Source organism: Mannheimia sp. USDA-ARS-USMARC-1261, assembly GCF_000521605.1.
In the GTDB taxonomy this organism is placed as follows: Bacteria; Pseudomonadota; Gammaproteobacteria; order Enterobacterales; family Pasteurellaceae; genus Mannheimia; species Mannheimia indoligenes.
This window is the reverse complement of the sequence record NZ_CP006942.1, coordinates 1,103,095-1,124,722: the sequence shown is the minus strand read 5'-3', so window position 1 is coordinate 1,124,722 and position 21,628 is coordinate 1,103,095. Positions and strand designations below refer to the sequence as shown.

19 protein-coding genes and 1 tRNA gene are annotated in these 21,628 nt (G+C 39.3%); 12 read left to right on the top strand and 8 right to left on the bottom strand.

Translation table 11 applies throughout. The features are described 5' to 3' along the window. Positions 1 to 8 precede the first annotated feature (8 nt). The 8 genes from seqA to X781_RS05430 all read left to right on the top strand — a co-directional run bounded on the left by seqA (position 9) and on the right by X781_RS05430 (position 9,929). Positions 9 to 578, top strand: a complete 570-nt coding sequence (gene seqA / locus X781_RS05465) for a replication initiation negative regulator SeqA (protein ID WP_025235887.1) — start codon at positions 9 to 11, stop codon at positions 576 to 578. Between the two features lie 6 nt (positions 579 to 584). Then, complete coding sequence (gene menE / locus X781_RS05460) at positions 585 to 2,018, top strand: o-succinylbenzoate--CoA ligase (RefSeq protein ID WP_038643935.1); 1,434 nt, start codon at positions 585 to 587, stop codon at positions 2,016 to 2,018. Further along, positions 2,011 to 5,394, top strand: coding sequence for a mechanosensitive channel MscK (mscK, locus tag X781_RS05455; protein ID WP_025235885.1), 3,384 nt, complete (start codon positions 2,011 to 2,013; stop codon positions 5,392 to 5,394). The genes menE and mscK overlap by 8 nt, the downstream gene beginning before the upstream one ends. A 2-nt stretch (positions 5,395 to 5,396) precedes the next feature. Next, complete coding sequence (aroC, locus tag X781_RS05450; protein ID WP_025235884.1) at positions 5,397 to 6,479, top strand: chorismate synthase; 1,083 nt, start codon at positions 5,397 to 5,399, stop codon at positions 6,477 to 6,479. Between the two features lie 91 nt (positions 6,480 to 6,570). Next, positions 6,571 to 7,398 carry a penicillin-insensitive murein endopeptidase gene (mepA, locus tag X781_RS05445; RefSeq protein ID WP_025235883.1) on the top strand — a complete coding sequence of 276 codons (828 nt, stop codon included), beginning with the start codon at positions 6,571 to 6,573 and terminating at the stop codon, positions 7,396 to 7,398. Positions 7,399 to 7,471: 73 nt separating this feature from the next. Beyond that, the gene (locus X781_RS05440) at positions 7,472 to 9,391 is read left to right on the top strand and encodes a DNA topoisomerase III (RefSeq protein WP_025235882.1); all 1,920 of its coding nucleotides are present in this window, start codon (positions 7,472 to 7,474) and stop codon (positions 9,389 to 9,391) included. Between the two features lie 107 nt (positions 9,392 to 9,498). Then, on the top strand, positions 9,499 to 9,825 hold the full coding sequence (gene secG, locus X781_RS05435; RefSeq protein WP_025235881.1) for a preprotein translocase subunit SecG: 327 nt from the start codon (positions 9,499 to 9,501) through the stop codon (positions 9,823 to 9,825). Between the two features lie 18 nt (positions 9,826 to 9,843). After that, positions 9,844 to 9,929 (top strand) — tRNA-Leu (locus X781_RS05430). Positions 9,930 to 10,037: 108 nt separating this feature from the next. Here X781_RS05430 and X781_RS05425 read toward each other — a convergent pair. Next, positions 10,038 to 10,394 carry a hypothetical protein gene (locus tag X781_RS05425; RefSeq protein ID WP_025235880.1) on the bottom strand — a complete coding sequence of 119 codons (357 nt, stop codon included), beginning with the start codon at positions 10,392 to 10,394 and terminating at the stop codon, positions 10,038 to 10,040. 221 nt (positions 10,395 to 10,615) lie between these two features. Next, entirely contained in the window at positions 10,616 to 11,620 is a 1,005-nt protein-coding gene (gap, locus tag X781_RS05420) for a type I glyceraldehyde-3-phosphate dehydrogenase (protein WP_025235879.1), read from the bottom strand. Between the two features lie 219 nt (positions 11,621 to 11,839). Here gap and msrB point away from each other — a divergent pair, with 219 nt between their 5' ends. From msrB to cls, 3 genes are all read left to right on the top strand, one after another. Beyond that, complete coding sequence (gene msrB / locus X781_RS05415; RefSeq protein ID WP_025235878.1) at positions 11,840 to 12,235, top strand: peptide-methionine (R)-S-oxide reductase MsrB; 396 nt, start codon at positions 11,840 to 11,842, stop codon at positions 12,233 to 12,235. Positions 12,236 to 12,320: 85 nt separating this feature from the next. Next, positions 12,321 to 13,175: an endonuclease/exonuclease/phosphatase family protein gene (locus X781_RS05410; RefSeq protein WP_025235877.1), complete on the top strand. Its 855-nt coding sequence runs from the start codon at positions 12,321 to 12,323 to the stop codon at positions 13,173 to 13,175. Positions 13,176 to 13,203: 28 nt separating this feature from the next. After that, positions 13,204 to 14,685, top strand: a complete 1,482-nt coding sequence (gene cls, locus X781_RS05405) for a cardiolipin synthase (RefSeq protein ID WP_025235876.1) — start codon at positions 13,204 to 13,206, stop codon at positions 14,683 to 14,685. Positions 14,686 to 14,751: 66 nt separating this feature from the next. Here cls and X781_RS05400 read toward each other — a convergent pair whose 3' ends face one another. From X781_RS05400 to leuB, 3 genes are all read right to left on the bottom strand, one after another. Next, positions 14,752 to 16,125: a rhodanese-like domain-containing protein gene (locus X781_RS05400; protein ID WP_025235875.1), complete on the bottom strand. Its 1,374-nt coding sequence runs from the start codon at positions 16,123 to 16,125 to the stop codon at positions 14,752 to 14,754. Positions 16,126 to 16,133: 8 nt separating this feature from the next. Further along, positions 16,134 to 17,126, bottom strand: a complete 993-nt coding sequence (locus X781_RS05395; protein WP_051411625.1) for a YeeE/YedE family protein — start codon at positions 17,124 to 17,126, stop codon at positions 16,134 to 16,136. Between the two features lie 83 nt (positions 17,127 to 17,209). Continuing rightward, a complete protein-coding gene (gene leuB / locus X781_RS05390; RefSeq protein ID WP_025235873.1) occupies positions 17,210 to 18,292 on the bottom strand; it encodes a 3-isopropylmalate dehydrogenase in 1,083 nt (360 codons plus the stop codon). A 119-nt stretch (positions 18,293 to 18,411) separates the two neighbouring features. Here leuB and X781_RS05385 point away from each other — a divergent pair, with 119 nt between their 5' ends. Continuing rightward, positions 18,412 to 18,642 carry a YceK/YidQ family lipoprotein gene (locus X781_RS05385; RefSeq protein ID WP_025235872.1) on the top strand — a complete coding sequence of 77 codons (231 nt, stop codon included), beginning with the start codon at positions 18,412 to 18,414 and terminating at the stop codon, positions 18,640 to 18,642. Between the two features lie 42 nt (positions 18,643 to 18,684). On the opposite strand, the gene X781_RS05380 is transcribed toward X781_RS05385, so the two are convergent. From X781_RS05380 to X781_RS05370, 3 genes are read right to left on the bottom strand one after another with little or no spacing between them, the layout of a single operon-like run. After that, a complete protein-coding gene (locus X781_RS05380) occupies positions 18,685 to 19,731 on the bottom strand; it encodes a peptide ABC transporter ATP-binding protein (RefSeq protein WP_025235871.1) in 1,047 nt (348 codons plus the stop codon). A 50-nt stretch (positions 19,732 to 19,781) separates the two neighbouring features. After that, positions 19,782 to 20,675: an ABC transporter permease subunit gene (locus X781_RS05375; protein ID WP_025235870.1), complete on the bottom strand. Its 894-nt coding sequence runs from the start codon at positions 20,673 to 20,675 to the stop codon at positions 19,782 to 19,784. Further along, a complete protein-coding gene (locus X781_RS05370; protein WP_025235869.1) occupies positions 20,662 to 21,627 on the bottom strand; it encodes an ABC transporter permease in 966 nt (321 codons plus the stop codon). The genes X781_RS05375 and X781_RS05370 overlap by 14 nt, the downstream gene beginning before the upstream one ends. Position 21,628 lies beyond the last annotated feature (1 nt).

The window sequence follows — 21,628 nt, the reverse complement described above, 5'->3', positions numbered from 1 at the left end:
GGATCCCGATGAAAAGAATCGAAATTGATGATGAATTATATCAATATATTGCCAGTCGTACACAATCTATTGGTGAAACGGCATCAGATATCTTGCGTCGTTTACTAAGATTACCGCAATCGCCTCAGCCTTTTGTGTTAGTTCAAGAGCATATGATCAACGAGTTAAAAGAACTGGTTAAAACACCTTCTCGTGCAACAAGCAAAAAAGATGATTCAAATGCAGAGAAAACTGTCGCTAAATTGGAAGATATTTTAAAATCAGAACATTTTATGAACGAAAATAAAAATGTTGTGCGTTTTATTATGTTATTAGCCGCATTATATCGCTCTAATCCTACCGCTTTTGCCAAAGCAACCGAAAATGTGCGTGGTAATGAACGCATCTATTTCTCTCAAAGTGAAGAAGAAATTCTAGCAACAGGCAGTGGCGTGAAAGCAAAACAGATTCCTGATTCCCCATTTTGGGTGATTACAAATAATAATACAGCTCGTAAAGGGCTTATTCTAAAAGGCGTGATGGAATCGATGCAAGTGCCTGTTAAACTGATTGAGCGTATTCAAGCACTTTTCAAATAACAAGTAATGGTGCTTCATTCTCCCCTATTTCCTACTCAATTTTGGGCTGAAAACACAGCCCAAAATATTGCCATTATTCGGGAAAAAGAAAAAAACGATTATTTCCCTCATCTTCCTGCTCAACTTAATTGGGCAGAATTTCAATATTTACTGCAACAAGTTTGCTCTATCTTAAAAGCTCAAAACGTTACAGATGAATGTTTAGTAGCTTATTGTGGTGTTAATCGTTTTTGCGGATTACTTGCTTATTGTGCCACGCTCTCGCTAGGAGCAAAAATCTTAATGCTCAACCCGGCACAAACTCAAGCACAACAACAAACTATATTAGAAGAAACAAGCGTTGATGTTTTTATTACCGATGACACTTTTGCAAATTTTTCGGCAGAAACAACCGCTTGTAACCCTTTACCTAAGCTTGATTTTGAACAACCTGCCACGCTCACCTTAACCTCCGGCTCAACCGGTATGCCTAAAGCAGTGGTGCATTCAATTTCTGCTCATTTATATAGTGCCGAAGGCGTGAGTGAATTGATGGAATTTGAAAAAACACATTCTTGGCTATTGAGCTTGCCATTGTTCCACGTTTCAGGGCAAGGCATTGTATGGCGTTGGCTACTCAAAGGAGCAACGCTTTATGTGAATGAAAGCAAAGATGCCTTTTTTAGTTTGCTTAAACAAGTCAGCCACGCATCGCTTGTGCCAACACAATTACAACGCTATCTAGCTCAATTAGACTATCCGGTAAGTCAAAAATGTTTATTAGGTGGCACAGCTATTCCATCAGAACTTGTGGCTCAAGCCCAACAGAAAGGCATTACTACCTTTTCCGGTTATGGTATGACAGAAATGGCATCTACCATTTGTGCCGTAGAAAATGAGCTGGATAATGTGGGGTTCCCTTTAAAATACCGAGAAGTCAAACTGGAAAACGGCGAAGTTTGGGTAAGAGGTAAGCCACTGGCTTTAGGTTATTGGCAAAAAAGCCATTGTAAAAAAAATAGTAAAATTCGACCGCTTGTAAATGAACAGGGCTGGTTTGCCACCAAAGACAGGGGCGAATGGAACAGCAAAAAACAACTTGTAATAAAAGGGCGATTAGATAATATGTTCATTTCGGGTGGCGAGAATATTCAACCTGAAGAGATCGAACAGATCATTTTTCGTTCTAACCTTGTGGAGCAAGTGTTTGTTCTGCCGATTGATGACAATGAATTCGGGCAACGTCCGATTGCAATTGTACAATTCAAACAGCCTAATTTAGAACAAGAGGTTAATAAATTAAAAATTTGGTTGTCTGATAAGTTAGAGAAATTTAAACAGCCTGTTGCTTATTACTTGCTGGATATTGAACAATACCAAATGCAAGGGGCAATCAAAATTTCACGTAAACAATTACAACAAGATATACAGAATAAAAGAATAAAGGAAATCTATGCTTAAACCGATGTTAAAAACCGTTTTTCTCAGTTTGGGGCTGATATTCGCTACAAATAGCTCTGCCTTAGCTGAAATTCCGCTCCAAAAAGCAGTTCAAAGCCAACTTGATAATGCTAAAAAATTAGATCAAGCTGATGCAAATAATAAAGCCTTAGTTCAAACACTTGAGGATACCTTGTCGCTTCTCTCCCAAATTGAGAAACAAAAAGCGGACAATGAAGCATTGAGTAAATCTATTCAAGAATCTCAAAAAGCCTTAACTGCCAGTCAAAACAATCTTGAAAAATTGAAAGCGGTTGTCGTACCGAGCGTAGAAACTTTAACGCAAAAATCAACCACTGATTTACAAAAAGAACTCACTGCATCACAGGCTAAACTTGAAACGGTACAGCACGATTTAAGCCTAATCAATAATAATTTAGTCGCTCAAAATACTGCTCCTGACAAAGCTCAAACTGCATTAACCGAGATGGTAAAACGTAGGCAGGAAATTAATACCCAGCTTTCGACTGCCAATATTCAAAGCGAACTTCAAGCTAAGTTAGAAGCTGAGCTGGAACTCATTGAATTAAAAAACACCTATAACCAAGCATTGCTAAATGGAAGTGATAGCTTAGCTGCGGTTTACTCTTCTCAACTAGAGGAAAAAAAGCAAGAACAGCAAAATCTACAAGCTGAAATTGCTAATTTACAAACAGCAATCAACAATCAGATTGTAGAAGAGTCTAAAAATAAATTAGAGCAAGCACAAGCGGTTCAAAATCAGCAAAATAATGCAACAGCTAACCCTATTATTTTGCGTGAATTAGATATAAACACAAAAGTTACACAAGAATTACTAAAACAAACGAAAGATATGACGCAATTATCACAAGATAATTTGCGTATTAAAAGTGTGCTTGATAACCTTCAACAAACCCAACGTAATATTGAAGAGCAAATTAGTTCATTACAAGGCACATTGGTGCTTTCTCGTATTATCAATAAACAAAAACAATCATTACCGCAAGATGAAATGATTTCGGGCATTTCTAAACAAATTACCGATTTGCGGGTGCGTGTTTTTGATATTACCGAGTTTAAAGATTCTTTCTCTAATATCAATGCCTATATTAGTAAATTGGAACAAGATGGTAAAACCACATTTACAGCTCAAGAGAAACAACAACTAACCACGATTTTGCAAGAGCGTTCAACAACTTTGTCTGAAATGATTAAGTCGTTAAACAATCAGCTTAATTTATTGATTAATATTGAATTGAACCAACAACAGGTTCAAACCATTAGTGATACGTTACAACAAAAACTGCAACAACAAAGTTTCTGGGTAAAAAGTAATAGCCCGATGGACTTAGAGTGGTTTAGTAAATTTATTGATGTCGTTCACTATCAAATTCTTGATATCGGTAAAAAACTCAACTTCTCAAATTGGCGTGATAATATTGTGCCAGCAGGTGTTTTAGTTACTATTTTATTATTACTTGCAGCCTTTATTAACCGCCAAAAAGATAACATTAAGCAAAAGCTGCACCATATTAATAACCGATTAAAGATTGTTGCAACTGATAGCCAATGGAATACACCACTTGCTATTTTTTGGACTGTAGTGCTTTGCTTACCAAGTACATTTATTTTCTTAGCAGGGTTTATCGCCGTTACTTATATTTCATTAGAAAATCCACAAGAAGTCTGGGCTTGGGGATTAAAAATGGCGACTTATTGGCTTTACTTTGCTTTCTTAGTGGCGATGTTACGCCCTCACGGCATTGGGCATATCCATTTTAATATGCCACAAAAAAGTAATGAAATTTTCCGAAATATTTTAAGACGCTCAGTTTGGTTAATTGCGTTATTGCTTAATACCTCTATTTTCACAAAATTAGAAACGGGTATTTCTTACGATGTGCTTGGGCAAACAATGACAATCCTCGTCTTAATTTTAATGATCTGGATGATTGCTCCAGCCTTCAGGCAAGCTATTTCTACTTATGAAAATGTAACGCATCAAGAAACCAAAGAATCGAAAAGTATTCTTCTAACGATTGTGAAATTAGTCTTGCTCATTGCTCCGGTTGTTCTGATTATTCTTATTGTACTGGGTTATTACTACACAGCATTAGTGATTATTGAGCATTTAATTGCCTCCTATTTTGCAATTATTACTTGGATTATCGTCCGCAATGTTCTCTACCGTGCATTTTCTATTTCCGCACGTCGTCTTGCTTACAGACGTCTACAAGAAAAAAGAGAAGCGGCTGAAGCTAAAGCTCGTGCCAAGGCGGAACAAAATAATGAAAACCCGGATGGTGTGGAAATTCCGTTTGAGTTAAAAGAGGATTCTATTGCTGTAAGCGAAGTGAAAAATCAGATGTTGAAGTTAACCGATTTCGTACTTTGGATTGGCTTATTCGTGCTACTCTACTGGGTATGGTCGGATTTAATTACCGTTGCTCTCTACTTAGACGGCGTAACCTTGTGGCAGCAAAGTGTAACTACAGAAGCCGGCATTGTGATGGAATCTATCACGCTGCTGAATTTGCTCACTGCTATTCTCATTATTGTGGTGATGGTAGTGTTGATCAGAAACTTAGGCGGTTTACTCGAAGCACTTATTTTCTCTCACTTCAAGTTATCGCAAGGTACACCCTATACAATTACCACGCTCTTAACCTATTTAATTATTGCGTTAGGAGCAATATTTGCCTTCGGTACATTAGGAGTATCTTGGAGTAAGCTCCAATGGTTACTCACCGCACTTTCCGTCGGTCTGGGTTTTGGTATGCAAGAAATCTTTGCAAACTTCGTTTCAGGTATTATCATCTTATTTGAACGCCCAATGCGTATTGGCGATACTATTACAATCGGCACATATAGTGGTACAGTCTCAAAAATTCGTATTCGAGCCACCACATTAGTTGATTTTGATGGTAAAGAAGTTATCGTACCAAACAAAGCTTTCGTAACCGAACGTTTGGTAAACTGGGCATTAAGCAGCACCGCAACCCGTATTATTGTTCAAGTTGGTGTTGCTTACGGATCTGATGTAGAGTTAGTTAAACGCTTGTTACTACAAGTAGCAGAAGAAAATCCGAAAGTGCTGAAAGATCCACAACCAAGAGCTTATTTCCTCACATTTGGGGCAAGCACATTGGATCACGAATTAAGGGCTTATGTGAATGATTTATCTGATCGTAACCCAACTATTGATGCACTCAATACGCGTATTCATCAGGTCTTTAATGAGCATAATATTGATATTGCATTTAACCAATTAGATGTTTATATCAAAAATAACGATACACAAGATGAAATTAAAGTAGGTTCAAAACGCTTTGATTTTGAACTACCTAATAACATAACAACAAAAGAAAAGGACTAAAAATGGCAGGCAACAGCATCGGACAATTATTTAAAGTAACCACTTTTGGCGAATCACACGGTATTGCATTAGGCTGTATCGTAGATGGTGTGCCACCAAATATGGAATTAAGTGAAGCTGATTTACAGCCTGATTTAGACCGCCGTAAACCCGGTACTTCACGCTACACCACCCCTCGCCGAGAAGATGACGAAGTACAAATTTTATCGGGTGTGTTTGAAGGAAAAACAACCGGCACGAGCATTGGTTTAATCATTAAAAATGGCGATCAACGCTCGCAAGATTACGGCGATATTGCCGAAAAATTCAGACCGGGACACGCAGATTATACCTATCAACAAAAATACGGCATTCGTGATTATCGTGGTGGTGGTCGTTCCTCTGCTCGAGAAACCGCAATGCGTGTTGCCGCAGGTGCTATTGCAAAAAAATATTTGCGTGAGCAATTCGGCATTGAAGTACGTGGCTATTTATCACAAATTGGTAATGTAAAAATTAACCCGAAAACGGTTGAGAATATTGAACAGATTGATTGGCAAGCTGTCAATAGTAATCCTTTCTTCTGCCCTGATCCTGTGGCGATTGAAGGCTTTGACACCTTAATTCGTGAGTTGAAAAAAGAGGGCGATTCCATTGGTGCAAAACTAACTGTAATTGCAGAAAATGTACCTGTTGGCTTAGGTGAGCCGGTGTTTGACCGCTTAGATGCCGATCTCACCCACGCCTTAATGTCTATTAACGCGGTGAAAGCGGTCGAAATTGGCGATGGTTTTGCAGTGGTGGAACAACGTGGTAGTGAGCATCGTGATGAAATGACCCCTGAAGGTTTTTTATCTAACCACGCAGGTGGTATTTTAGGCGGGATCAGCTCTGGTCAGCCGATTATTGCAAACATTGCACTCAAGCCCACATCAAGCATTACTATTCCGGGTAAAAGCGTGAATAAAAATAATGAGCCTGTTGAAGTCGTTACTAAAGGCAGACACGATCCTTGTGTGGGAATTCGTGCTGTGCCGATTGCAGAGGCTATGATGGCAATCGTCTTGTTGGATCATTTACTTAGATTTAAGGCTCAATGCCGCTAAACTAAGCTCAAGCGGTTGATTTCTTGTTCTTTTTTGCAAAAAAATCCTCAAATTTAACCGCTTGAATTACTTATATAAACTCGGAAAAACGATGAATTTACTTAAAACAGTCTTTATATCAAGCCTAGCGATCGCTGCTATCACAGCCAATGCAACTCAATGGGAAAAAATCAAAACCCCGGTGCAAGGTAAAGCTCAATCTATTGGTGGATACAGCAATGGTTGCATTATTGGAGCAGAGCCATTAGCTTTAAAAGGCGAGGGCTACCAAGTAATCCGTTCTGCAAGAAACCGCTATTACGGACATCCACAGTTGCTCGATTATCTCACCAACTTAGGGAAAAAAACGAAAGCAACAGGAATCCCGACTATTTTAATTGGCGATATGGGAATGCCTGCGGGCGGACGTTTTTCATCAGGACACGCATCTCACCAAACAGGGTTGGATGCCGATATTTGGTTAAGGTTTGGACCTATGGATGATGAAACCGCCAAAAACCCAGCCGGGTTAGCCACTATTATGGTTAATCGCAATACACAGCGAGTTGATGACAATTTATGGAATCAGCACCATACCCATTTAATTAAATTGGCAGCTTCAGACAGCCGAGTAGATCGTATTTTCGTAAACCCTGCGATTAAAGTAAAACTTTGCCAAACAGCAGGAAGTGATCGTGGCTGGTTGCGTAAAATCCGTCCTTGGTATGGACACGACTCGCATTTCCACATTCGCTTAACCTGTCCTGCTGATGCCGCAAGTTGTGAAAATCAAGCTCCTGTTCCAGCAGGTGATGGCTGTGGTGAAGAGCTTTACTCTTGGTTTGAGCCTAAGCCAGATACAGGCACACCAACTACAAAAGTATTACCCACACCACCTGTTCAGTGTCAGATGATTTTATCTGAACAAGGTTTAAATTAATTGCAAAACAACACCTTTTTTTAACCGCTTGTAAGCACAACAAGCGGTTAAATTTCTTGAAAGTTTTACTATTATGCGTTTATTTGTAGCCGAAAAACCCAGTCTTGCCAGAGCCATTGCCGATGTATTGCCAAAACCACATACAAGAGGCGACGGCTTTATTCAATGCGGAGAACACGATACCGTAACGTGGTGTATTGGTCATCTATTAGAACAAGCCGAACCTGACGCCTATGACGAACGCTTTAAAATGTGGCGAATGGAACACTTGCCGATTGTGCCTGAGCAATGGAAACTCATTCCCAAAAAAGAAACGCTAAAGCAATTTAAAGTAGTCGAAAGGCTCATCAAGAAAGCCGATATTTTAGTGAATGCAGGCGACCCGGATCGTGAAGGGCAACTTTTGGTAGATGAAGTTTTTGGTTATCTCAATTTACCACCTGAGCGTAAAAGCCAAATTCAACGTTGTTTAGTCAGCGACCTCAATCCAACTGCGGTAAGCCGTGCGATTGAAAAATTGCAAAAAAATAGTGATTTTATACCGCTTTCAACCTCTGCTCTTGCTCGTGCCAGAGCGGATTGGCTTTACGGTATTAATATGACAAGAGCTTATACACTACAAGGGCGTTGGGCGGGCTACAAGGGCGTATTATCTGTTGGTCGAGTGCAAACCCCTGTGTTGGGTTTAATCGTCCGCCGTGATCTGGAGATCGAAAACTTTATTCCAAAAGATTATTTTGAAGTTTTCGCTCATATTGTCGTGCCGGAAACACAAGAAAAATTCAAAGCCCAATGGCAACCAAGCAAAGCGTGTGAAGATTATCAAGACGAAGATGGGCGAGTGTTATCTCGTCCGCTTGCGGAAAATGTAGTAAAACGGATTATCAACCAACCTTCCAAAGTTATTGACTATCAAGACAAAATCGAAAAGGAAACAGCCCCACTTCCCTACTCGCTTTCTGTATTACAAATGGAGGCGGCAGGGAAATATGGGCTTTCTGCTCAAGCTGTACTTGATATTTGTCAGAAACTCTATGAAACACACAAGCTGATTACTTACCCTCGTTCAGATAATCGCTATTTACCGACAGAGCATTTTAATGATCGGTTTAAAGTAATGGCAGCTATAGCCCATCACCTGCCTGAATATCAAGAAAAACTGGAGGTTGTTGATCCTAATCGCCGTAATCGTTGCTGGAATGATAAAGAGGTCGAAGCACACCACGCGATAATCCCAACCGCTAGGCAAGGTACTGTACATTTAACGGAAAATGAAAAGCGGATTTATCAACTTATTACTCGCCAGTATTTAATGCAATTTTGTCCTGATGCAGAATATCGCAAAAGCAAAATTGATCTTGAAATTGCGGGAGGGAAATTTACCGCTCAAGCTCGCAATTTAGCAGTTGCAGGCTGGAAAGCCTTGCTTGGTAAAGAAGATAATTTCGATGATGCAGAATCATTATTGCCTATTGTAAAAAAAGGACAGCTTTTACACTGTGAAAATGGCGAAATTATGAGTAAAAAAACACAGCCACCTCGCCATTTTACTGATCGTAGTTTACTTTCTGCGATGACTGGCATTGCCCGTTTTGTACAAGATAAAGAATTGAAAAAAGTGCTAAGAGAAACAGACGGCTTAGGCACAGAAGCCACTCGTGCCGGTATTATCGAATTACTGTTTAAGCGTGGATTTTTAATCCGCAAAGGTAAAAATATTCACAGCACCGAGGCAGGCAGAACGCTGATTCACGCATTACCCGATTCCGCTACACAACCGGATATGACCGCCCATTGGGAAATGCAGCTTAACCAAATCAGTAAAAAAGAGACGAGTTATCAGCAATTTATGTTTGAGCTAAATCAACAACTACCTCATTTGTTACAAAGCCCAAATCGTCAAATTTTGCAAAATTTAGCGAAAATTACACCGCTTGCAAGCAAGCCGAAGGCTCGTTATTCGAAAAAGACAACACAAACTGCTGAAAATTAAATCAAGCGTTTAAAAATCAGCGTTTGCCTCTTGTCAAAAGGGGATAAATTCTATATTATTCACGCCATTGCAAATTTCGCATAAAGAATTATATAGAGAACAAATTAATGTTAATCAATGTTTTAACAATTGCTTATCTTGTTGTAGCCGTATTGCTTATCGCATTCGTATTAATGCAACAAGGTAAAGGAGCTGATGCCGGTGCATCTTTCGGTGCGGGTGCTTCAGCAACTGTTTTTGGTTCAGCAGGTTCTGCAAACTTCTTATCAAGAACAACTGCGTTATTAGCAACAATCTTTTTCGCAATCAGCTTAGTAATCGGTAACTTAAGTTCAAATACAAAAGCACCAACAAGTCAATTTGAAGACTTAAGCCAAGTTGAACAAAAACAGGTTGAACCTGTAAAAACGGAAAATAGCGATATCCCTCAATAATCGCGTAAAAGAATAAAAGCTCTGGTGGTGGAATTGGTAGACACGCCATCTTGAGGGGGTGGTGGGCATAGCCCGTGCGAGTTCAAGTCTCGCCCAGAGCACCATTCAACTAAATTTAGCTCAACGAAGCTAAACTAAAAAACCTTAGAAAGCCTGTGAAATCAATGTTTGCAGGCTTTTTCTTATTTTCGGAATAATCAACCTATATTAAGCTATTTGGATCTGATATTTATTTCAATATCAAAAAGGTCTGTCGTTTTTCCCTCTTTTGTCCAACTTACTTTACCGGTTGCAATAGTGCTAATTTCATCATCAATATCATTTGGTGGTAGATGCCGTAGTTTATCTTGAACGATTGGACGTTTTAGTTCTTTTTCAAGCCACTCATTCAGCTCTTTTTCTTCTAAGTCTCGCGTTGTTTCTTGGTTTTTACGCACTATCCAAGCAGCAAAGAAAGTAAAAAATACGACTAATAAAATTCCAGCATTTACCCAGCCTATCTTATTAAAGATTAAAATCGTAAAAAAGGTAATGATTAATAGCATAATAAAATAACAAAAATTACCCATTTTATTTTCTCCATAGCAGCCAACTTATGGCTCATATATAGCAATTTCGATTTCAAATTTCAATAAACTACCACTATAAATCAAAGAATTTCTTCAATTTCTTTTTCAGTTTTACCGCTCGGGTTTATAAACCTAGAACGACATTAATAAAATATTACACAAAGCAAAAGGACCAAACTCTTTTCAGAATTTGGTCCTTAAATTTAGCTATAACTTATCAATTAACCTTTGTAGTTATATACGTGAGCAACTAAGTCTAATACTTTGTTTGAGTAACCAACTTCGTTATCGTACCAAGATACTAATTTAACGAATGTATCTGTTAATGCGATACCTGCTGCTGCATCGAATACAGAAGTTTCAGTCGCACCGTTGAAGTCTGTTGAAACTACAGCATCTTCTGTATAGCCTAATACACCTTTCATTTCGTTTTCTGAAGCACGTTTGATTTCAGCACAGATTTCAGCATAAGTTGCCGGTTTTTCTAGGTTTACTGTTAAATCAACTACAGAAACGTTAGTTGTAGGAACACGGAAAGCCATACCGGTTAATTTACCGTTTAATGCTGGTAATACTTTGCCTACTGCTTTCGCTGCACCTGTTGATGAAGGAATGATGTTTTGTGAGGCACCACGACCACCACGCCAGTCTTTCGCTGATGGACCATCTACAGTTTTTTGTGTCGCAGTTGTTGCGTGAACTGTAGTCATTAAGCCTTCTTTAATACCGAATTTATTGTGAATTACTTTCGCTAATGGTGCTAAGCAGTTTGTTGTACAAGAAGCATTAGAAACGATATCTTGACCTGCATACGCATCAAAGTTTACACCGTTTACGAACATAGGAGTTGCATCTTTAGATGGACCAGTTAAAACAACTTTTTTCGCACCTGCAGTGATGTGTTTACGAGCAGTTTCATCATCTAAGAATAAACCTGTTGCTTCAACTGCGATATCAACACCGATCTCGTCCCATTTTAAGTTAGCAGGATCACGCTCAGCAGTTACACGGATTGCTTTACCGTTTACTACTAATTGACCATCTTTAACTTCTACAGTACCGTCAAAACGACCGTGAGTTGAATCGTATTTCAGCATATAAGCCATATAATCAACATCGATTAAGTCGTTAATACCTACTACTTCAATGTCATCACGATGTTGTGCTGCACGGAAAACGATACGACCGATACGACCAAAGCCGTTAATACCAATTTTAATTGCCATAGATTTTTCTACCTATATTAAAGTTAAACAAAATTTGTTCTTTATGTACTACTAAAGATGTAGAGATTATAGCACATCTTTTCACTTTACTGACAAGCTAAAAGAACTCACTCAATATAACAGATAAATTTTTTGTGATCTATGTCAAATTTTGAAATTTATAACGATTTACAATGAAAAAAAAGTTACAATGTTTTTGATGATTTCAGGAGAAAAATAATGATTAAAGATATTAAAGACTTAACCGAACAGCAAATTGATATTTTAATAAATCACGGTACAGAACGCCCTTTTACAGGCAAGTTTTTAAATGAAAACCGTATTGGCATTTACCGTTGTGCAAGATGTCATCAAGAGCTCTTTCATTCTGATACTAAATTTGATGCGGGTTGTGGTTGGCCAAGTTTTTATCAAACAATTTCAGAAACATCATTACGCTATCTGGCTGATTACAGTTTCGGAATGCAACGGACCGAAATCCGTTGCGGAAATTGTGATTCCCATATGGGACACGTTTTTAACGATGGTCCTGCACCTACAGGATTACGTTTTTGCCTAAATTCTGTCGCATTAAATTTTAAATGGGCTGAAACAGGCGAGGAAATGGACGGCTAATTTTAGAGATACAAGCGGTTAAATTTGGGTAGCAATTTGCAAAAAACTATCTAAATTTAACCGCTTGTTTAACTGGCGATAAAATATGAAAAAACGCTTACTACTATTATTTTTTGTTTTATTAGGGAGTACTTTATTTTTGAACTACAGAAGCTTGAGCATTTACACTCCACCCGAAGTTGTTTTTCAAGATTCTAAGAAAAGTATCTTCAAAGAAATGGCATTTTCTTCTTATTGGCAATGTTATCAAAATACCGGTATTACACCTGCCTCAAATAAACGTTTTCAGTTGCTTAATTGGAATATTCATAAAGGCAAAGATCCTAATTGGCAAGAAGATCTAAAAAAATTTACTGAGAAAAAAGATTTTGTACTATTACAAGAGGCAACTTCGGGGCAACAGATTTCAAACTTACTTCCACAATTTGAAAGCTCTTTACATATTTTTGCGTTCCAGTATCAAGAGCAAAAATCAGGTATTCTCAATTTAAGCCGTTTAGATGCGGATCGCTATTGCCTAAATGGATCTCAAGAACCTTTGCTTAGATTGCCTAAACTGATGTCTGCAATGCGTTTTCCGTTTGAAAATGGCAAATCTTTGCTTATGATTAATGTACATTTAATTAATTTTGACTGGACGAACCATAGCTATCAGAAACAATTAGATGGATTGAAAGAGCTTATCCAACAACATCAAGGTGCAATTGTTTTAGCAGGCGATTTCAATACTTGGAATGAAAAACGTAAAAAGAAGCTATTTGAATTAACGAATAAACTACAACTAACCGAAGTGCGAATCACACCCGATACTCGAACCACTGCGTTTGGTTATCCGATAGACTATATTTTTACTCGAGATATTATTGTACATTCAGCATCAAGCTATGCCGTGAAGAGTTCCGACCACAATCCGCTTGAGCTTGATTTTTCACTAAAATAGCATAAACCATTTTGATAAGGACTATCTTATGCCGTTTTCTTTTACTTGGAGTGGCGTTTTACTCCTGATTAACTTTCTGATTGTGCTAGTGTTTGCCACCAGAGTGTTATATACCCAGCGTAATATCGGTGCAGCGATTGCGTGGATCATCATTCTCTTCGTTTTACCCATAGGAGGAATTGTTCTTTACCTGTTGATCGGCGAACCTCGTGTCAGCAAACGCCGCCTTGCTCGAACCCAAAAAATGATCAAGTTCTATGATGAATTTGCAGAAGAATATTTACCTAGTGAACATTTCAACCCTGATGATCAAATTCCTTCCGCCTTTCGTGGCATTGAACGAATGGCAGAGAAAACCACTCGCTTGGGTGCAAGTGCGAATAATAGTATGAAGTTGCTCAGTACCACCGATGATATTTTGCATTCTATGATTGAGGATATCGAGCAAGCACAATACAGCTGCCTACTCGCCTTTTATATTGTAGAGCCTGAGGGCAAAATTAATAAGCTACTAGAAGCAATCAAAGCGGCGGCAGAACGTGGTGTGCATTGTGTGATTTTAGCTGATGATGTAGGAAGTGGTCCGTTCCTCAAAAGCGAATGGCGAGCAAAGCTAGAGCAAGTGGGTGTATTTATTCAAACGTCTCTACCTGTTGGGATTATGCAAACTATTTATGGGCGTAATGATTTGCGTAACCACCGTAAAATTTTAGTCATTGACTACCAAATTGGTTATACAGGAAGTTTTAACTTAATCGACCCAGTATTATTTAGAAAAGAGATTGGTATTGGCAGATGGTTTGATGTGATGATGCGTTGCACCGGTCCTGTTGTGCTTGAAATGGCAGCTGTTCTCTACGCTGATATTGCCGTAGAAGATGATGAAAACCTGCAAAAAGTAAAAGATTTCTTAAATCAACAGGCAAAGAAACACAATGGCTTAACACCACCTACTACCGGCAATGTTATTGCACAGGTCATTCCATCCGCTCCTGAACAAGAAGAAAGCATTATTTATGAAACCATTTTATGTGCAATTCACCTTGCAACCAAACGCATAGTAATTACGACCCCTTATTTTGTGCCAAATGAACCGCTATTATTGGCACTCACTACTGCCGCACGTAGAGGCGTTGATGTTACTCTAATTTTACCGAGAAAAAATGACTCAAAAATGGTGCATTATGCTTCAAGAGCTTACTTCCCGATGTTACTTAAAAACAATGTCAAAATCGCTCGTTTTGATGAAGGTATGCTTCATACTAAAACACTAGTGATTGATGATGAGTTCAGCCTATTTGGTACAGTAAATATGGATATGCGAAGTTTCTTCTTGAATTTAGAAATCAGCCTTGCGATTTATGATAAAGAAATGACTGAAGAGATTGCTCAACTTCAGCAAAAATACTTAGCACAAAGTGAATTGATTACGCCAAAAGGCTGGCGTTATCGCATCAAATTGTGGGGGTTAGTGGAAAACATTGTCAGATTGATGAGCCCACTACTCTAAATACAAGCGGTCAAAATCAGAACGTTTTTTGCAAATTTTTAACCGATTTTGACCGCTTGTTATTCATTAACTCTTACAAGATAGTCCTGTTCTTGGCGTTACACCAAAGAAATTTTTCGCATTTGGTTTTGTTTCGGTTGATTGTGCTTTTGTTGGTAACGAGCTATCCATTTGCCACGCATTCCAGCCTCCATCATACACAACGGCATTTTTCCAGCCTGCCATTTGTGTCATAAACCACGGAATACCTGCTCGCCAGCCTGTACCGCAATAGAATGCCAAGCTATCATTTGGCTTAATTCCTTGTTTTTCCCATAAGGCAAAAATCTCTTTGGGGTTTCGTAATGAACCATCCGGATCGTAATAATCCGCCACATTAGATGAATCTGTACCGGCATAGCCCCAAATTGCACCTTCCGGTTCGCCTTTGCCCGGAATGTAATCATAACCACTAATTGCACCTAAATGCTCTTCCCAAGCCCGAATACTGACTAATTTCACCCCCTCTTTTTGCTTCGCATAAGCCTCTTGAGCGGTCTCAATAGACAAATGTGGATTAGCCGGAATTTTCGTTCCGAAATCCGTTGCAGGCGTTGGCGTATTAACGGTGGTATCAATCGGAAATTCATTGTTAATCCACGCATTTACACCACCGTTGAGAATTCTCACATCCTCCACCCCAGCCCATTTTAACGCCCAAAGCACTCGGAATGCGGCAAGCTGGTTTTCAGAATAAAGTACAACGGTTTTGTCTTTAGTAATGCCGTTTTTTAATAGATTTTGTTCGATAATTTCAGCTGAGGATAAATTCCATACGGGAGCATTTTCAATCCAATCGGTATCAAAATGATAAGCTCCTGTAACGTGCTGCTTGTAGCCTGTTGCTTGATCGACCGGTCCCCAAGAAACGTGAAAGACCGTTGTATCATTACCCAAATGCGTTTCCGGCTGTTTGCCATCTAAAGCTTCTTTTAACCATTGTGCTGAAACCAACCAATGATAATTTGGGAAAGCTTCTAAAGGCATATTTGGATCTTGAGTATATTTTGCAAATTCTTTAAATAACTTGATCTTGTAACCTTTTGCTGCAAACTCAGCAGAAACTTTCTCTAAGTTGTCAAGATTGTCATCATAAAATACGAGCGTTTTATCTTTGGTAATCCCCTTATCAGCGGCAAAGCTCTCGAAATAGTCGGGGTGGATTGCTTCAATCCATTCTGCGGTAAATTGAATAGCATTAGGAATATGCCCGCCTCGTGCAGTTTTAGGGCTTTTAAAGCCGTTGTAAAAAGTATCGCCCCGTGTATCAATAATCACAATATCCGGATTATCTTTTTGTTTAAGCAAATCAGTTTGTGAAATTTCACTGATTTTTTGCTCATTGCACGCAGCTAGAACGCCAATGGCAATCGCCAATACGGAAAGTTTTAAAGGTTTCATTGTTACTCCTAACAAGTTGATTCTAAAGGATTTTTGCGAAGAATGAACACGCACCACACGCCAAACATCATAACGAATGTTGCAATCCACCCTTGCCAAGAGAAATAGGCTGTGCCGACAACCGCATTTGCCATCGTACACCCACCGGTAAGAGCCGCCCCAATACCCATTAACACACCGCCGAATACGCTTTTACCGAAATCAGCGGTAGAAAGCGGTTTCCAGCGGAAATTACCTGAGAATTTAGCGGAGATAAACGAACCGAGAACGACGCCGATAACAAGATAAGTTCCCCAATTCAGATAGCGTTGTTGCCCAAGTGTGAGATATTGCAAGGCATTGCCAACAGGGATACTGAAGCTCAAACCAAATTCTCTCCCTGTTTCCGCACTCAATACCCAGCCTAAAATGCTGACAACACCCAATGAGAGTGCGGTAAAGTATGGAGACCAGATTTGCTGAAATGGCTGGCGAGGAACAAGCGGTTGATTTCTAAGATTTTTTTGCAAAGCAAAAAAGGTTAGCAAACACAGAGGTACTATCAAAAATAGAGGAGAAATACCGAGTGTCTGCGGAATTGTAACAAGTGAACTTTCCGTTTCTAACTGTGAAGCAACCCAGAACTTAAGTACACCTGTTTGAGTAGCAACCGTTGTAATGGCAAACACAATCAACGTGATGATTGCCGCAATCATTCCCTCCCCGGCACGATAAAGTTGCCCCGATACACAACGGTTTGCCACCCCCATCCCAATACCAAATAAAAATGCACCAAACAAGGTCGCCCAAATCGGCATTGGCGAGGTTGGAAATCGGATCAACCCCTGCTGCTCAAGTAGAAAAAAGCCAACAGATTGCACCGAAATAACAAGGAGAAGTGGAGAAAATGAAGCGAGATCACGCTTAAACACAATATTACGCAACTGACCAGACAAGCAAAATTGCCCTCGTTGCAAAATGATGCCAAGCAATAGCCCAACAAAAAGACCTGAAATCAACATAGATTAAACCTTAATACTAAATTGAATAATGTTTATTTGAACGGGGCTAATTTTAATTTAATTAGCCCCTGTAGATGGTGGAATTATACCAAAATATTTTTTGCAATAATATCGCCCATTTCTGAGGTTGAAAGCGGTTTGCTATCATCGGCTAAATCGGCGGTACGATAGCCATCTGCTAATGCTTTTTGAATTGCAGCTTCAATTGCATCTGCTGCTTCACCTAAGTTGAAGCTGTAGCGTAACATCATTGCCGCTGATAAAATTTGAGCAATCGGGTTGGCAATATTTTTTCCTGCGATGTCAGGGGCTGAGCCGCCTGCCGGTTCATACAAACCAAAGCCTTGTTCATTTAAACTTGCTGAAGGTAACATTCCCATTGAGCCAGTAATCATTGCTGCTTCATCTGAAATAATATCGCCGAAGATGTTTGAGCATAATAAAATATCGAACGATTCAGGGGCTTTGATAAGCTGCATTGTTGCATTGTCAATATACATATGCTCAAGCGTAACTTCCGGATACTCTTTGGCAATTTCCGTTACTGTTTCACGCCATAAAATAGAGCTTTGTAATACGTTCGCTTTATCTACAGAAGTAACGTGTTTTTTACGTTTCATTGCAGATTCAAACGCAACTCGGGCGATACGTTCAATTTCATATTTATAATACACTTCGGTATCAAACGCACGGGTTTGTGAACCTTCGCCATCTCTGCCTTTTGGCTGACCGAAGTAAATTCCGCCTGTCAATTCACGCACTACCACCATATCAAACCCTTTTGCAGCAATATCTGCACGCAATGGGCAGAATTTTTCTAAGCCTTGATAAAGTGCCGCTGGGCGTAAGTTACAGAAAAGCGAAAAATGTTTACGCAGTGGTAATAATGAACCACGCTCAGGCTGCTCATCGGGCGGTAGATGCGTCCATTTTGGTCCACCTACCGATCCAAATAAAATCGCATCTGCTTCTTCACAACCTTTTAATGTATTTTCCGGAAGAGCTTTACCTTGTGCATCAATTGCTGCTCCGCCAATGTTGTATTCATTGAAATTTAATTTAAACCCGAATTTTTGCTGCGTTGCTTCAAGTACTTTGATGGCTTGAGCCATTACCTCAGGTCCGATCCCATCGCCGGCTAACACCGCAATATTGTAAGTTTGCATATAGTTCCTCTTAAAATTATCAGTATAAAATTCTGTTACATTCTGCCTGAAAACAATATTTTTTCAAATGCAATTTTGGCGAAATAGCGTAAAATAACCGCTTATTTGGAGATTTTTTGATGAAATTAACCGCTTGTAAAATACTCGTCCTACTCTCTTTGGTCGTTAATTTAAGTGCTTGTGGCACGATGATTAGCTTGGTCGAACAAGACTATAGCGTGTATGCAGGTGTAACCAGAGATTTCCAAGCAATGCAACAAGGTGGTATTTTAGCTGTGCTGGCAGTGATTGATTTACCGTTGAGCTTTGTATTAGATACGCTGATGTTGCCCGTAACTCTCAGCCAATAACAAGCGGTCATATTTTAGGTTATTTTTGCAAATTGCTTGTTTTTATTCCTTCTCACTCAATTCTGCCACCACAAATGGCGTATTTTCGACTTTATTTTTCAACAAATTCTGTTCTCTGAAATTAATCGGAAAATGGCAGGCAAATTCGTGTTGTTTTACTTTTACTAACGGCGGCTTGTTTATACACTTTTTCTGAGCAAAAGGACAACGTGGTCCTAAACGGCAGCCAATCGGCATTTCGTTTAACATTGGAACAGAGCCCCGTAGCGTATTTAAACTACTTTTAAACGCCAGCGGTTGAGAAAAATCGGGCGAGCTGTTGAGCAACACTCTGGTGTAGGGGTGGTAAGAAGATTCTAAAATGCTCTCTTTATCCGCAATTTCTACCGTTTGCCCACAGTAAAGCACATTATAAGAATCCACCCAGTTTTGGATACTTTTCATATCATTGCTAACCAGCAAAATCGATGTTCCCAGATTTTGATTCATACTGGAAAGCAGGCGATAAATTTGCAGTTGAGTGGTGGATTCCATAATATTAGTTGGTTCATCAGCCACTAATAAACGTGGTTGATTAGCCACCGCCATCGCTATCATTACTTTCTGTGCTTCGCCTTCAGTAATATCGACGGGGTAACTGTTCATAATATCTTGATGATCCCGAACACCCACACGGTGCAGTAGTTCAATTGCTTTTTTCTTTTTCCAGCCGAACCATTGCCACCATTTGCCTTTAAAATTAATCGCCTGCATTAGTTGTTTACCGATGCGTTGGCTTGGGTCTAGGCTGGCTAGTGGATCTTGGAATACCATTGAGATATGATCGCCCACTAATTTTCGGCGTTCATTAGGGGTTAGTTTAAGCAACTCAATATCATCAAAGCGAAAACGGTCTGCACTAACAATCCATTCATCTTTTACAATGCCACAGATCACTTTCGCAATCAGACTTTTACCTGAGCCAGACTCTCCGACCAATCCGCAAATTTCGCCTTCATCAACGGTTAGATTGATGTTATCCACCATTTTCACTCGCCCTTTTGGTGTGTCGATTTCAATGCTTAAATGGCGAATATCCAGTAATGCCATAGTGTTCCTTAATGTGTAAAAGTTTTCTTAAAAATGCCCGCTTGTATCAGTTACGCATTGCGGTACTTTTCAAAAACATCGGTTAATCGAGTACCAAGCATTGTGATGGTAAAAATGCTGAACATAATGGCTAAGCCGGGCAGAATAACCGTCCAAGGGGCGATGTAAATAAGTTCGATTGATTCTCGGATCATTGCTCCCCATTCCGGCGTTGGATTTTGAGCTCCTAACATAATAAAGCTCAAGGCACTAATATCCAGCACGGCAATCACAAAAATATGTGAAAGTTCTTTAATTGCTACTCCTGTTAAATTAGGGATAATCACTTCTTTGATTAAATACCAACGACTTGCCCCATCTAACCTAAGAGTAACAATGTACTCTTTTTTCAATTGTTTTTCGGTAGCTTGATAAATTTTATGGATAAAATGCGGCAACATTGCCAAGAAAATAGCTAACATCGCATTCATCAAACTGGCGTCCATTAGTGTTGCGATAATAATCGCAATCAGCAAAATCGGCATAAATAAGAAAGTATCAAACAAATGGCTAATAAACCAAACCGATTTTCCTTTTTTCAAGCCTGCAAAAATGCCGATAACACCGCCGATGAGTGCAATCAACACAGTAATAATCAAGGCGGAACCAACGGTATAATAAAATCCGTACATAATTCGGCTGAGGATATCCCGTCCTAAATCATCTGTGCCGAGAAAGTAGCGAATTTGCCCATTATCGTCCCAAGACGGAGGCATTAGTTCTAAGCCTATAAACTGTTCGTTATAGTTATACGGAGCGAGTAAACTGCCGAGAAAAACGAGCGTAAGTAGCACTAAAAACAGATAAAAACTCCCGAGAGCGATTTTATCTTGGCGGAAATATCGCCAAAATTTTTTAATTGATTCAGTTTCTCTAAACTGTTCGGGTTCTTTAATAAGAGCCATACCAATCCTTTTTCTCTGAAGGGTCTAACACTACCCGAATAAAGCCTGTAAACATATCCACAAACAATACAAAAACGCCAATAGCTACAACGCCTGCTGAAATCGCATTGTAATCTTGAATAGCAAGTGCATTAATTAACCAACGCCCAATGCCACTCCAGCTGAAAATATTTTCAATCAACATACCGAAAGCAAAAATCAGAATAAAGGTTCGGGCAATCATCGGTACAAGTGAAGGCAAGGTGTTACGAATAATATGCGTTGTCCAAATTCTAAACTGTGTCCAGCCTCTTGTTTTCGCAATTTTAATGTAATTTTGCTTCATTACATAAGCGGCTCTCGCTTGAGTAACGTGCATAATTTCAAGCGTTGCAGGAATCGCTAACACTAAGGTTGGTAAAGCTAAATGGTGCAACGCACTTTGTAACATTTTTAATTTATACGGACTGTCTGACAACCAAATATCCAATAACAAAAAACCTGTTACACTCTGTTTAGGATAAAGTGGGTGAATTTCCCCAATCGCAGAAATCGCCCATTGATTGAGTGAAGCATAATACATTAACACTAATGCCAGCCAAAATACCGGCACGGCTAAACTGAGTGAGCCTAAAATATTTAGCATTTTCCCAATCATATTTTTCTGCTGAGTAGCCGCAAAAAAGCCGAGTGGCACACCTACAATAAGCGAGAGTATTAACGCCGATATGCAAAGTGTAATAGTCGCTGGGAATACTTGTAAAATCTGCTCGGTTAGTGGCTGCCCGTTGCTAAAACTAATGCCGAAATCGCCTTTTAATAAGGATTTCAGATAGTTAAAATACGCCCAGAACCAGTTTACATCAGTAAAATGATTTAGCGGATCCCGTAACAAAATATGAAAGCTGATAATAGATAGACAAATCAGCGTAATCAAAGTAAGAAATACTTTTCGGATAAAAGCTGTTAGCATA

Bases quoted from the DNA above. Each gene is read 5' to 3' on its own strand.
- X781_RS05385 (WP_025235872.1), top strand. From the start codon at position 18,412: ATGAAATTAACCGCTTGTAAAATACTCGTCCTACTCTCTTTGGTCGTT.
- aroC (WP_025235884.1), top strand. From the start codon at position 5,397: ATGGCAGGCAACAGCATCGGACAATTATTTAAAGTAACCACTTTTGGC.
- X781_RS05375 (WP_025235870.1), bottom strand. From the start codon at position 20,675: ATGGCTCTTATTAAAGAACCCGAACAGTTTAGAGAAACTGAATCAATT.
- gap (WP_025235879.1), bottom strand. From the start codon at position 11,620: ATGGCAATTAAAATTGGTATTAACGGCTTTGGTCGTATCGGTCGTATC.
- X781_RS05400 (WP_025235875.1), bottom strand. From the start codon at position 16,125: ATGAAACCTTTAAAACTTTCCGTATTGGCGATTGCCATTGGCGTTCTA.
- X781_RS05395 (WP_051411625.1), bottom strand. From the start codon at position 17,126: ATGTTGATTTCAGGTCTTTTTGTTGGGCTATTGCTTGGCATCATTTTG.
- msrB (WP_025235878.1), top strand. From the start codon at position 11,840: ATGATTAAAGATATTAAAGACTTAACCGAACAGCAAATTGATATTTTA.
- X781_RS05440 (WP_025235882.1), top strand. From the start codon at position 7,472: ATGCGTTTATTTGTAGCCGAAAAACCCAGTCTTGCCAGAGCCATTGCC.
- seqA (WP_025235887.1), top strand. From the start codon at position 9: ATGAAAAGAATCGAAATTGATGATGAATTATATCAATATATTGCCAGT.
- X781_RS05370 (WP_025235869.1), bottom strand. From the start codon at position 21,627: ATGCTAACAGCTTTTATCCGAAAAGTATTTCTTACTTTGATTACGCTG.
- X781_RS05425 (WP_025235880.1), bottom strand. From the start codon at position 10,394: ATGGGTAATTTTTGTTATTTTATTATGCTATTAATCATTACCTTTTTT.
- menE (WP_038643935.1), top strand. From the start codon at position 585: ATGGTGCTTCATTCTCCCCTATTTCCTACTCAATTTTGGGCTGAAAAC.
- mepA (WP_025235883.1), top strand. From the start codon at position 6,571: ATGAATTTACTTAAAACAGTCTTTATATCAAGCCTAGCGATCGCTGCT.
- secG (WP_025235881.1), top strand. From the start codon at position 9,499: ATGTTAATCAATGTTTTAACAATTGCTTATCTTGTTGTAGCCGTATTG.
- X781_RS05410 (WP_025235877.1), top strand. From the start codon at position 12,321: ATGAAAAAACGCTTACTACTATTATTTTTTGTTTTATTAGGGAGTACT.
- leuB (WP_025235873.1), bottom strand. From the start codon at position 18,292: ATGCAAACTTACAATATTGCGGTGTTAGCCGGCGATGGGATCGGACCT.
- X781_RS05380 (WP_025235871.1), bottom strand. From the start codon at position 19,731: ATGGCATTACTGGATATTCGCCATTTAAGCATTGAAATCGACACACCA.
- cls (WP_025235876.1), top strand. From the start codon at position 13,204: ATGCCGTTTTCTTTTACTTGGAGTGGCGTTTTACTCCTGATTAACTTT.
- mscK (WP_025235885.1), top strand. From the start codon at position 2,011: ATGCTTAAACCGATGTTAAAAACCGTTTTTCTCAGTTTGGGGCTGATA.